10 protein-coding genes are annotated in these 11,558 nt (G+C 72.5%); 7 read left to right on the top strand and 3 right to left on the bottom strand.

Annotated elements, in window-relative coordinates; translation table 11 throughout:
- Window positions 1-164 precede the first annotated feature (164 nt).
- Window positions 165-335 carry a hypothetical protein gene (locus Sdi02f_RS03865; RefSeq protein WP_030399537.1) on the bottom strand — a complete coding sequence of 57 codons (171 nt, stop codon included), beginning with the start codon at window positions 333-335 and terminating at the stop codon, window positions 165-167.
- 451 nt (window positions 336-786) lie between these two features.
- Between Sdi02f_RS03865 and uppS the strand changes: the two genes are divergently transcribed.
- The 3 genes from uppS (at window position 787) to Sdi02f_RS35800 (ending at window position 3,250) form a co-directional block, all read left to right on the top strand.
- Window positions 787-1,473 carry a polyprenyl diphosphate synthase gene (uppS, locus tag Sdi02f_RS03860; RefSeq protein ID WP_030399536.1) on the top strand — a complete coding sequence of 229 codons (687 nt, stop codon included), beginning with the start codon at window positions 787-789 and terminating at the stop codon, window positions 1,471-1,473.
- Entirely contained in the window at window positions 1,470-2,939 is a 1,470-nt protein-coding gene (locus Sdi02f_RS03855; RefSeq protein WP_108932686.1) for an oxygenase MpaB family protein, read from the top strand. Before uppS ends, Sdi02f_RS03855 begins: the two co-directional genes overlap by 4 nt.
- Window positions 2,940-3,100: 161 nt before the next feature.
- Window positions 3,101-3,250 carry a hypothetical protein gene (locus Sdi02f_RS35800; protein ID WP_167458111.1) on the top strand — a complete coding sequence of 50 codons (150 nt, stop codon included), beginning with the start codon at window positions 3,101-3,103 and terminating at the stop codon, window positions 3,248-3,250.
- Here Sdi02f_RS35800 and Sdi02f_RS03850 read toward each other — a convergent pair.
- Both Sdi02f_RS03850 and Sdi02f_RS03845 read right to left on the bottom strand, forming a co-directional pair.
- The gene (locus Sdi02f_RS03850; RefSeq protein WP_030399534.1) at window positions 3,240-4,424 is read right to left on the bottom strand and encodes a serine hydrolase domain-containing protein; all 1,185 of its coding nucleotides are present in this window, start codon (window positions 4,422-4,424) and stop codon (window positions 3,240-3,242) included. The two genes, Sdi02f_RS35800 and Sdi02f_RS03850, sit on opposite strands and share 11 nt — an antisense overlap.
- A 94-nt stretch (window positions 4,425-4,518) precedes the next feature.
- Window positions 4,519-5,163, bottom strand: a complete 645-nt coding sequence (locus Sdi02f_RS03845; protein ID WP_037798815.1) for a TetR/AcrR family transcriptional regulator — start codon at window positions 5,161-5,163, stop codon at window positions 4,519-4,521.
- 113 nt (window positions 5,164-5,276) lie between these two features.
- On the opposite strand from Sdi02f_RS03845, the gene Sdi02f_RS03840 reads away from it, so the two are divergent.
- From Sdi02f_RS03840 to Sdi02f_RS03825, 4 genes are all read left to right on the top strand, one after another.
- Complete coding sequence (locus tag Sdi02f_RS03840) at window positions 5,277-6,833, top strand: acyl-CoA synthetase (RefSeq protein WP_108932685.1); 1,557 nt, start codon at window positions 5,277-5,279, stop codon at window positions 6,831-6,833.
- Between the two features lie 14 nt (window positions 6,834-6,847).
- A complete protein-coding gene (locus Sdi02f_RS03835) occupies window positions 6,848-8,017 on the top strand; it encodes an acyl-CoA dehydrogenase family protein (protein ID WP_030399531.1) in 1,170 nt (389 codons plus the stop codon).
- A gap of 149 nt (window positions 8,018-8,166) precedes the next feature.
- On the top strand, window positions 8,167-9,504 hold the full coding sequence (locus tag Sdi02f_RS03830) for an MFS transporter (RefSeq protein ID WP_108932684.1): 1,338 nt from the start codon (window positions 8,167-8,169) through the stop codon (window positions 9,502-9,504).
- 107 nt (window positions 9,505-9,611) lie between these two features.
- Window positions 9,612-11,558, top strand: a complete 1,947-nt coding sequence (locus Sdi02f_RS03825; RefSeq protein ID WP_108932683.1) for an alkyl/aryl-sulfatase — start codon at window positions 9,612-9,614, stop codon at window positions 11,556-11,558.

The raw sequence follows: 11,558 nt of genomic DNA, 5'->3' as shown, positions 1-11,558 counted from the left end.
GCGTACGAGCGCGGCGGTCGCCGGTCCGTCGCCGCGCCCGGCCGCGGCTCCGGTGTGGGGCTGCACCCGGTGAGGCAGCGGGTCCCGGCACGACGGCGGGCCCGGTCGCTCGACCGGGCCCGCCGTTCGGGCAGCCTCGTGCGGCACGCACCTGGGCGTGCCGGCTACCAGCGGTACCAGCGGCCCCTGCGGCCTCCGCTGCCGGCGGGCCGGACCAGGAAGCCCAGCAGCCACACGACGAGCACGACGACCGCGATCCACCACAGCGCCTTCAACGCGAAGCCCGCGCCGAAGAGGATCAGGGCCAGAAGAAGTACAAGAAGCAGGGGAACCATAGTTATCAACCTCCAGACCACCGAATGCCCTTGCCTCCGCAGGGCAAGCCCCCGAAACGCACGTTAGTTCCGTGGCACGGCGGGCAGACGCGACAGTCTGCGCTGTCGCCGAAGGGCAGGGCCGCATCGCCGCGGAGGGGTTCGGACAAATGAGCCAAGGATGACGGCCGCCCGTTTCCGCCTGCCCGGGCCCTCGCCGCTGCCAGGATCCCGACAGGGAACGCGCCGGTGGGGGCGTGGGTGAGGCGGGGTGGGTGTGAACGAGCACGGTACTGCCCAACGTGCTGCTCCGTGTACGGCGGCACCGGGCACGGCGGGCCGCAGCGGCCAGTCCGCCGGAGCCGGAACGCCCGGGGGCCGGGACGGACGGAGCGAGGCAGCGGCCGAGCCGGGCCGAGGGCGGGGCGACGGTGCCGGAGCACGCGCCGTGCCCCGGCACGTTGCCTGCGTGATGGACGGGAACGGCCGGTGGGCACAACGGCGTTCACTGCCCCGTACGGCGGGTCACCGGGCCGCCGAGGCCACGGTCATCGAGATCATCGAGACGGCCCGGTCCGCGGGTGTCGAGTGGCTCACCCTGTACGCCTTCTCCACCGAGAACTGGAACCGGCCCGGGACGGAAGTCGACTATCTGATGGGCCTGGTCCGCCGGGTGGTGCGCAAGCACGCACCGCTCCTGCTCGCCCGCGGCATCCGCTGCCGTTTCCTCGGGGTCACCGACCCGCGCATCCCCCGCGAACTGGCCCAGGACTTCGACGACCTGACGACGTTGACCGACGGCAACCGGGGCATGACGCTGACCGTGGCGTTCGATCACGGCGGGCGCAGGGACATCGTCGAGGCCGCGCGGTCCCTCATCCGGAGCGGGAAGCGCGCGGACGAGGTGACCGAGCACCTCTTCGCCCAGCACCTGCCGTTCCCCGACACCCCCGACGTGGACCTGGTCATCCGGACGTCCGGCGAGCAGCGCATCTCCAACTTCATGCTCTGGAAGGTCGCCTACGCCGAGTGGACGTTCCCCGACGTGCTCTGGCCGGACTTCCGGGCCCCCGACTTCCTCGCCTGCCTGCACACCTACCGGCGCCGCGACCGTCGCTTCGGCACCGTACCGCCCCGGACGAACGGAGACCCACGATGACGACCGACACGAGCCGCACGCACACCGGGCGGGCCGACGACGAACCCCCCTTGTTCGGGGAGGGTTCACGGTTCCATTCCTTCTTCGACGACCCGCGCTGGGCCCTCGCCATCATCCGTGCGACCGTGCTGGAGGCGGCGCACCCCCAGATCGGTGCGGCGCTCATCGACAATTCCACCTTCGTCGCCCATCCCTGGCGCCGGCTCCGCAACACCTTCCTGAGCATGCGGCGCATGTACAGCGGCGACCCCGCGGTACGAGAGCGGGAGGCCGCCCGGCTCAACCGGCTGCACGCGCGCATGAGCGGCGCGGACTCCCGTGGCCGGCCCTACGACGCGATGGACCGCGCCACCCGCGCCTGGGTGGTCGCCACCCTCTTCGAGAGTGCCGTCACGATGTGCCGGCTGAGCGGCCAGCCCCTCGAACAGGACACGATGGAGCGGATGTACGACGAGTACCGCGCGTTCCTCGCCGCCCTCGACGGCGACGCCGGAGAACTCCCCGAAAGCGTCCAGGACTTCTGGACGTACTTCGACCGGGTCGTCGAAGACGAACTGGAGGACACCGAGGCGGCCCGCATCATCCTGTACCGGCTCTTCGACCACTTGCCCGCCCCGGCACTGCTCGGCGGCGCGCCGACCCTGTGGGCGGCGGGCCGGGCCGTCGCCGGACCGCTCTTCGGCGCGATCACGGTCGCCTCGCTCCCCGAGCCGTACCGGCGGCGGGCCGGCCTGCCGGAGATGCCCGGCGCCGAGACCCTCATGCGGGGCGCCTACCTCGCCGCGGGACTGGCCCGGTTCCTGCCCGAGGGCTGGCTCGACGCGGAGAAGGTCGTCGAGCTGCTGACGCTCTCCCCCACCGGCGACGACCCCCGCGCCCGGACCGTGGCCGCCCTGCGCGGCCGTATGGAGCAGGCCGCGGCCCTGCTCCGGCTGATCACTCCCCTGGGCGGCGTCCCCGGCCCGGCTCCCGCAGGCGCCCGCGGGAGCCGACGCCCCGCGGAGGAGTTCTTCCGCCAGGTCCTGGACCAGACCGGTGACGGCCACCTCGACTGGCCGGACCTCGCGGCCATGGCGCGCGAACTGTCCACCCGGCTGGACCTGGAGGAGCCCGAGGAGACCCGGCTCTACGACGCCTTCGCCGCCTGGTGGCGCGAACTGCAGGACGCCCTCGACACCGACGGCGACGGCCGAGTCAGCGCCGCCGAGTACGCCGCCGCCGTACCGTCCATGGCCGGGCCCGCGCTGATCCGCGTCGCCGAGGTGCTGTTCGACGCCACCGACAAGGACGGCAACGGCACCATCGACGCGGACGAGTACCGGGAGCTCTTCCGCACCGCCTTCCACCGCGACCTCGCGACCGGCGACTCGGCATACGGCCGGAGCGCCTTCGTGGGCGACTTCGTCTCCTTCATGTCGGGTGGCCGCACGAGCGCTCCCTACGACCCCGTCTTCACGGACTCCTAGGCGCCGGTCCCCGGGCGGGCCGGCCGTGCCGCGGGGCGGCGGTGCCAGGAGCGAAGCCGCCGGCCGCCTCGCCCCGCCCGGGGCCGCCGGGCTCGTGAACTCCGCCGAGGCACTCCACCGCTGTTGACCCTCACGTGGCGTCAGGCTGCACAGTCGGTGGCATGGAGGATCACTGGACCGTGGGACGCGTGGCCGCGTTGGCCGGCGTGAGCGTCCGCACGCTGTGGGACCCGTGGGCAGGCGGCGAGGGCGGCGAGGGCGGCGAGGGCGGCGAGGGCGGCGAGGGCGGCGACGGTGGTCCTACCGGTTGAGGTGCGTGCCGATCGACAGGAACGCCTGCACGAGGGGGACCTGGGGGACCGCCGGCGAGACCACTTGGGAGGCGTAGTGGACGACGACCAGCTCCAGGCCGGGTGAGACGAACAGCCGCTGCCCGTGGATACCGCTGGCCATGAAGGATCCGTAGGGGTCGTTCAGGATCCACCACAGGTCGTGGTAGGAGAGGGTGGCCGGCGACTCGGGCGGTGCCGCGGGGAAGCGCACACGGCGCGGGTAGCCTTCCGGGACGCCGGCGACGAGGGCGGTCACCGCTTCCGGCAGGATCTGGCGACCGCCGACGGCCCCGCCGCAGCGGACGAGTTCGCCCAGGCGGGCCACGTCGCGCGCGGTGGCCGCGAAGCCGCCGCAGGCCGCCTCGGCACCGTCCGCGTCGACGAGGTAGTAGGCGTCTTCCTCCGTTCCGATCCGGGACCAGATCATCTCCGACATCAGCGCCGAGGTGCTGACCCCGGTGATCCGGCGCAGCACCTCGGCGAGCGCCTCGACGTTGCCGTTCTCGTAGCGGAACTCCTCACCCGGCTCGCCGGTGGCCCTGGCGGTGGCGAGGTGTTCGCGGATCGTCCCGGGACCCGAGTAGCCGTAGGGGCGCAGTCGCGGGGCGAGGACGGCGAAGTAGCGCTGCGCCTCCAGGGCCTTGTCGTACGGGCGGCCGGCGTAGCTCATCCGCGTGCCCATGTGCAGCAGGTCGTCGACCCGGGCGTCTCCGAAGGCGGTGCCTGAGAGTTCGGGCACGTACCCGGCGACCCGGGCGGTGCGGTCGAGGTGTCCTTCGTGGGCGAGGGTCGCCGCCAGGAGACCGAGGTAGGACTTGGCGGCCGAGGCGTTGAAGTGCGGGACGTGGGCCTCGTAACCGTGCAGGTACTGCTCGTGGACGAGCCTGCCCCGGTGCAGGACGAGCAGGGCGTCCGTCTCGGCCTCGGCGAGCAGTTCCGGCAGCGAGAGGGTGCGTCCGTGGGAGCCGGTGACGCTCAGGCCGTCGAGCGGGCCGGGCGGCGACGCGGGCAGGTCGCCGGGGCCGCGCCGGCCGCGCCAGACGCGACGGCTGGGCATGATCTCCCGGCCCGCCGTCGTGTGCCGCCGTGCCCAGGCCGGGTCGGTGAATCCTCGTGCCCAGACGAGGTCGGCCAAGGAGTCCGTGCCGGTCACGTGTCGCTCCGCTCGTTCGGAATCAGCTCATCGTGAGTTCGATACCGTACACGTTGTTCAGGAACGGAGGAAGGGATCGACCGGCCCGGCGCGACTACCGCGGTGCCGCGCCCCGCGCCCCGGGAAGGTCGACGGCCCCGGGGGCGTCCACCGGGGTCAGCCCCGTGGCCCAGACCCTTCCGTAGACGGACAGGTCCCGCAGGTGGGCGGTGATCTGCTCGGCGGTGTACCCCGTGTCGTTCTCGACCCACCAGCTCAGCACGGAGACGAGTTCGCCGGTCCAGGCGCGGGCGACGATGCCGAGCGGGATCCTCGGTTCCACGCCGAGCTGCCCCACCCGGTCCCGGAAGGCCATCTCGGCGTGGGTGCGGATGAGTTCGGTGAACTCCCGCAGCGCCCGGCCGTCGCCCTCGCCCCGCAGGATCACCCGGTAGACGTCCCGTTCCCGGGTGGCGTGCTCGAAGATGTACTTGACCGGCAGACCGGTGAAGCCCTGGGCGTGCGCCTGGCGCACGGCCGGCAGCAGGCGCTCGCGGTCCTGCGCGAGGTCGCGGACGATGCCGACGAGCAGGTCCTCCTTGTCCCGGTAGTGCGCGTAGAAGGTGGCCCGGCCGATGTCGGCCCGCTCGGTGATCTCCTCGACGGTGACGGCCTGGAACCCCTTGTCCAGCACCAGTTCGACCAGGGCCTGGCGGAGCGCGGCGCGCGTGCGCCGGACACGGCGGTCTTCGGGCTTCATGTCCACTTCGATTCCTTCTCGTCGGACCGTTGACCCGACCCTAGCGCTGCCCGTACGTTGCCCGACAACGCGATTGGTACTGAACATGTTGTTCTGAAACTCTGGAGGCGGCGATGAACCTCGGGCGTTACGTACGCCGGACAGCCGAGCACCATCCCGATGCCGAGGCGCTGGTCTGCGGCGGGGTCCGGCTGACCTATGCGGAACTCGACGACCACAGCGACCGGCTGGCGGCCGCGCTCACCGGGACGGGCCTGGGCCGCGGGGAGCGGGTGGCCACGCTCGCGGCCAACCGGGCGGAGCTGGTCGTCACGGAAGTGGCCCTCTACAAGGCGGGCCTGACCCGGGCGCCGGTCAACGCCCGCCTGGGCGACGGCGAAGTCGCCCATCTGCTGCGGGAGTCGGACGCCCGGGTCCTGCTCACCGACGCCGCACACCTGGACACGGCGCGCCGGGCGGTGCCCGGTTCGGGCGTGAAACACGTCATCGGCTACGACGGCCCCTCCGACCTGGGCCCCGGCTATGCGCACCTCCTCGCGGACACCCCCCGCGAGGCCGTGGACGTGGAGTGCGCCGAGGACGACGTCGCCGTCCTGCACTTCACCTCGGGCTCCACCGGGAAGCTCAAGGCCGCCGTGCAGACGTACGGCAATCGGCTGGCCCTGCTGCGCAAGTCGGTGATGAACGCGGCGACCCGGGTCGGCAGGGGCGACCGGCAGATCCTCGCCGGGCCCGTCACCCATGCCTCCGGCATGCCGCTCATGGGCATCTTCTTCGCCGGCGGGTGCGCCGTGGTGCTGCCGCGCTGGGACGCCGCGGAGTTCCTCGCCACCGTGGAACGGGAACGCGCGACCCACGCGTTCCTGGTCCCGACGATGGTCAACACGGTCCTCGCCCTGGAGAACGCGGGGGACTACGACCTCTCCAGTCTCCGCCACCTGCTCTACGGCGCGGCGCCCATGTCACCGGCCCGCGTCCGGGCCGCCTGGGACCTCTTCGGCCCCGTGCTCGGCCAGGGCTACGGCTGCGGCGAGACGACCTCGGGCGTGCTCTTCCTCTCCACGGAGGACCACCGCCGCGCAGTCGAGGGCGACGACGAGGAACTGCTGCTGTCCTGCGGACGCCCGCTGGCCGAGGCCGAGGTACGCATCGTCGACGACGGCGGCGCCCCGGTGGCGGCCGGCGAGATCGGCGAGATCGCCGTCCGCGGGCCCGACGTCGTCCCCGGTTACCACAACGAGCCGGAACTGACCGCGCGCAGCTTCCGCGACGGCTGGTTCCTCACCGGCGATCTGGCACGGCGGCGCGAGGACGGATACGTCTTCATCGTCGACCGCAAGAAGGACATGATCATCTCCGGCGGATTCAACATCTACGCCGTGGAGGTCGAATCCGTCCTGCACCAGCATCCCGGCGTCTTCGAGGCCGCGGTCGTGGGTGTCCCCGACGAGCAGTGGGGCGAGGCGGTCAAGGCCGTCGTCGTCCCGCGGGCCGGCGTCACGCTCGACCCGGAGGAACTGATCGCCTTCTGCGCCGAGCGCCTGGCGCGCATGAAGAAGCCCCGCTCCGTCGACGTCGTCGCCGCGCTGCCCCACAACCCCAACGGCAAGATCGACCGCCGCGCTCTGCGCGACACCTACTGGTCCGGCGCCGAGCGCCGCGTCCACTGAACAGGGAACACCCCATGCCCTACACCCTCACCCCGCGCTACGACGACAACCCCCGCCTCCAGGAGCTGGTCGGCCGGCTGCGCGCCTACCTCACCGACGAACTGCTCCCCTACGAGCGGCACCACGGCATCACCCCGGAGAGCAGGCTGGACCGGACCACCCTGGAAGGCGTCTGGAAGCGCAGCGCCGAACTCGGCTTCTACGGCATCAGCCTGCCCCCGGAACTCGGCGGCCAGGGACTGAACTTCACCGAGCTGTGCGCCCTCAAGGAGGAACTCACCGCCTCCGGGGCCGCCTTGTCCCACTCGGTCCTCGGCGACATGGGCGGACCGCTGCGCGTCGGCGCGATCCTCAAGTACGCCACCGACGAGCAGCGGGAGCGCTACCTCCTGCCGGTGGTCCGGGGCGAGCGCGCCTGCTGCTTCTCCCTCACGGAGCAGGACGCGGGTTCGGACGTACGCCGTATGAGGACCACGGCGACACGGGACGGCGACAGCTACGTGCTCAACGGGCACAAGGTGTTCAGCTCCGCCGCCCCGTTCGCCGACTTCGCGGTCGTCGTCGCCCGGATGGCGGACAGCGAGGAGACGTACAGCGCCTTCCTGGTCGACCTGGACACCCCCGGCTGCCGTGTCCTGGAAGGCGCCGTACCCATGTCGGGCCAGCGGATGGAGGGCGACCTCGTCTTCGAGGACTGCCGCGTTCCCGTCGCGAACCTGCTCGGAGAGGCCGGACAGGGGCTGCGCATCGGCATCGGCCGCATCACCCTCAACCGGTTGCTGCACTGCCCCTCCCTGATCGGGGCCGCCCGGCGCGCCTGGGACCTGTCCGTCGCCCACGCGAAGAACCGCGTCGCGTTCGGACAGCCGCTGCTCGCCCTCCAGGCCGTCCAGCACAAGCTCGCCGACATGGCCACCGACCTCTACGCCGCCCGGTCGATGGTGCTCGCCACCGCGGCGAAGGCGGACCGCGGCGAGAACATCGCGGTGGAGGCGAACATGTGCAAGCTGTTCACCGCCGAGGCGTGCTTCCGCGCGGCGGACCAGGCCGTGCAGATCCACGGCAAGGACGGTCTGACCCGTGGCCACGAGGTGGAGCAGATCTTCCGCAGTCTGCGCATGTACCGGATCGTCACCGGCACCAGTGAGATCCACAAGAACGCCATCGTCAAGGCACTCGTCTGATCGGTACCCGAGGCGGCCGTCCGGACGGTTCAGGGCCGGACGGCGTCCCCGGGGACCGCCCGTGTGCCCGGCGCGTCCCCGCTGCGGCGCCCCGGCGCCCCCGGTCGTCCGCCCCGCCCCTGCTCGACCCGCACCCGCAGGAGTCACCCATGGCACTCCCGTCCTCCGCCGCGTCCGCCGGCCTCTCGGCCCCCGGGCCCGCCGTCCGTCCGCCGGACCGCCGCCGGGCCTGGCTGGTGACGGCCATGATCGTCACCTTCATGGTCGTCAACTTCGCCGACAAGTCGGTCCTGGGCCTCGCCGCCGTCCCGATCATGGACGAGCTGGGCCTCAGCAACGGCACCTACGGGCTGATCTCGAGCTCCTTCTACCTGCTGTTCAGCCTCTCCGGACTCGTCGTCGGCTTCTTCTCCTCCCGCGTCTCCAGCAGGACCATGCTCTTCGTGATGGCGCTGCTGTGGGCCGTCGCCCAGCTGCCCGTGCTGGCCGTGGCGGCGGTCCCGACCCTGATCGCGGGCCGCGTCCTGCTGGGAGTCGCGGAGGGCCCCGCCGCCTCGATGTCGATGCACGCGCTGTACAAGTGGTTCCCGCCCGAGCGGCGCGGGCTGCCCTCGGCCGTGCAGATCGGTGGCGCCGCGATCGGCACGCTGGTCTCCGCGCCCGTACTCACCTGGCTCATCACCGACTTCGGATGGCGGTCGGCGTACGCCGCCCTGGCGGTGGTCAGCCTGCTGTGGGCGCTGGTGTGGTGGCGGACGGGCCACGACGGACCGTACGACGAGGCACGTGCGCCACGGGCGGACGGCGCACGGCCCCCGAAGCCTCTGCCCTACCGCCGGCTGCTGCTCACCGGAACCATGGCCGGCAGCGTCGCCAGCGCCTTCGGAGCCGCCTGGGCGCTCGCGCTGGCCCACGCCTGGCTGCCGGCCTACCTCAGGACACAGCTCGGCCTGGCCCCCCAGGCGGTGGCGACCGCGATCAGCGCCGTCTCCGCCCTCAGCCTCGTCCTGCTGCTGACCGTCTCGCCGCTCATGGACGCCCTCAAGGCGCGCGGCGTGTCCAGCCGCTGGTCCAGCGGTGCCGCGCAGGGAGTCGCGGTGTGTGTCGCGGGCTGTGCCATGGCCGCCTTCCCCTTCACCGAGGGCGGCGTCGTCCGCCTGGTCCTGATCGGGGTGGCCTTCGGCACGGTGGCCGTCGCGATCCCCCTGCATTACGTGACCGCCGCCGAGGTGGTCCCCGCGGCCCAGCGCGGTGCCGTCTTCGGCATCGTCGCCGCGACCGGCACGCTCCCCGGCCTGATCGCCCCCTTCGTCACCGGCCACCTCATCGACGCGGCGGACTCCGCGTCCGCCGGGTACGCGACCGCGTTCCTCGTCGCCGCCGCGGTGATGCTGACGGCGGGTGCCTCGGCCGTCGCCGTCATCCGTCCCGAACGGGACGCGCGCCGGCTCGGCCTGCGCACGGAACGGGTTCCGTCCTCGCACTGACGGGCGAGGACGGGCTCCCGTCCCGCTTCGCGTCCCCGTGTGCGTCTCCGCCCCTGCCCGCTCCCCACGTTCCGCCTCGCCACCGATCCCGAGAAGGGTGCACACGTATGAATGCCATGGACCGGCGCGGCTTCGTCGCCGCCGCCGCGGGCGCCGCCGCGGCGACCGTCCCTCTCCACGCCCGGGCGTCCGAGGCGCGTTCGGGACCCCGGCCCGCCGCGACGCCGTCCCCGACGCACACCGGCGATCTCCCCTACGACGACCGCGCCGACTTCGCCGACGCCGACCGCGGCTTCGTCGCCGCGTACGCCGGCGGCCCGATCACCACGCCCTCGGGCGCCGTCGCCTGGGACCCGGACGCCCACCGCTTCCTCGCCGAGGCCGCCGGGAGCCCGCCCTCGACCGTCGACCCGAGCCTGTGGCGCCAGGCGACCCTGCTCTCCCGCCAGGGGCTCTACCGGGTCACGGACCGGATCTACCAGATCCGCGGCCTGGACCTGTCCAACATGACCGTCGTCGAGGGCGACACGGGCATCATCGTCATCGACCCCCTGACCTCCGCCGAAACCGCGGCCGCGGCACTCCGGCTCTACCGCGCCCACCGCGGGGACCGGCCGGTCCGCGCCATGATCTACACCCACCCCCACGTCGACCACTTCGGCGGCTGCCGGGGGGTCCTGCCCGACGACACCGACGGCACACCCGTTCTCGCGCCGCGGGGCTTCATGGAACACGCGGTCAGCGAGAACGTCTACGCCGGTCCCGCCATGTCCCGCCGCGCGGGCTACGTGTACGGCACCAACCTGCCCACCGACGCCACCGGCCAGGTCGGCTGCGGCCTCGGGCCTGCCGTCTCCACCGGCACCGTCGGGCTGATACCGCCCACCCGGTACGTCGAGGCCACCGGGGAGGAGGTCACCCTCGACGGGGTGAGGCTCCGCTTCCAGATGACGCCGGGTACGGAGTGCCAGGAGGAGATGAACTTCCTCCTCCCCGACCTGCGAGCGGTGTGCATGGCCGAGAACGCCACGCACACCATGCACAACATCCTGACCCTGCGCGGCGCCCAGGTCCGCGACGCGCACGCCTGGGCGGGATACCTGACGGAGTCGATCGGCCTGTGCACGGACACGGCCGACGTGGCGTTCGCCTCCCACCACTGGCCCACCTGGGGCAACGACGCCGTCGTCGCCCTGCTCACCCGGCAGCGGGACCTCTACGGCTACCTGCACGACCAGACCGTCCGTCTGATCAACAAGGGGCTCAACGGCACCGAGATCGCGGAAAGCCTCCGCCTCCCGCCGCAGTTGGAGCGCGTGTGGGCCAACCGCGGCTACTACGGCTCCCTCAGCCACAACGTCAAGGCCGTCTACCAGCGGTACATGGGCTGGTTCGACGCCAACCCCGCGCACCTGTGGGAACACCCGCCGGCCGAGGAGGCCCGGCGGTGGGTCGAATCCCTCGGCGGACAGGCCGCCGTGCGGGCCCGGGCCCGGTACTACAGCGACCGGGGGGACCTGCGCTTCGCGGTGACGCTCCTCAACCACGCCGTCTTCAACGATCCGTCCGACTCGCGGGCGAAGCGGCAACTCGCCGCGCTCTACGTCCGCCTCGGCCGGGCCGCCGAGAACGCCGTGTGGCGCAACTTCTACCTCACCGGCGCCCAGGAGCTCCTGCACGGAGCCGAACCGGCCCCCAAGCCCACCACGGGCCCGGACCTGCACCGGGCCCTGACGGTCGGACAGCTCATCGACGGGCTGGCCGTACGCGTCAACGGACCCGAGGCGTGGTCGCTGCGGCTGGCCATCGACTGGCACATCGGCGACGTCCACTGGCACCTTCGGCTCGCCAACGGCGTCCTCACCTGGACCAGCGACGCGAGCCCCGACCCCGACGCCGCGCTGACCATGACGATGACCAAGACGCAGCTCCTCGCGCTGCTCGCCGGCCGGGGCACCGACGGCATCACCATGACGGGCGACGCCTCCCGGCTGACCAGGCTCCTGTCGGTCCTGGACGCTCCGGACCCCGGTTTCCCCGTCGTCACTCCCTGA

Origin of the sequence: Streptomyces ardesiacus, from assembly GCF_003112575.1 — a bacterium.
In the GTDB taxonomy this organism is placed as follows: domain Bacteria; phylum Actinomycetota; class Actinomycetes; order Streptomycetales; family Streptomycetaceae; genus Streptomyces; species Streptomyces ardesiacus.
Note: the sequence above shows the minus strand (reverse complement) of the source record. Positions and strands in the feature narration are given on the sequence as shown.